Origin of the sequence: Hyphobacterium lacteum, from assembly GCF_036330345.1 — a bacterium.
GTDB lineage: Bacteria > Pseudomonadota > Alphaproteobacteria > Caulobacterales > Maricaulaceae > Hyphobacterium > Hyphobacterium lacteum.
Map to the genome: position 1 here is coordinate 1 of NZ_JAZDRP010000031.1, position 374 is coordinate 374.

Consider the following 374-nt stretch of genomic DNA (forward strand, 5'->3'; position numbering starts at 1 on the left):
ACCTGGCCGTCAGCTGTGGGTGTGATGGTGGCGGTGTAGGTGGTGCCAGAGCCAGAGAGGTTCGAGGTTGATCCATTGCCAACCGAGATATCCCCTAACGCAAAGCCTGTGACAGCTTCGGAGAAAGTGAAGCTGGCGGTAAACGCGCCTGAGACCGGTCCTGCCGGACCCGTAATCGACACGGTCGGTGCGGTCTGATCGTTTGTGACGGAGAACTGGCTGGCAACAATATTTCCATTACTACCCGCATCTTGAGCCGCATTGGCGGCGACATCGATGGTGACCTGGCCGTCAGCCGCGGGTGTGATGGTGGCGGTGTAGGTGGTGCCGGATCCAGAGAGGTTGGAAGCCGCACCATTGCCAACGGAGATCTC

1 protein-coding gene is annotated in these 374 nt (G+C 59.4%); it reads right to left on the bottom strand.

The window, feature by feature from the left end:
• The coding region (locus tag V0U79_RS13660; protein WP_330200066.1) for an Ig-like domain-containing protein at positions 1-374 on the bottom strand (374 nt) is incomplete at both ends.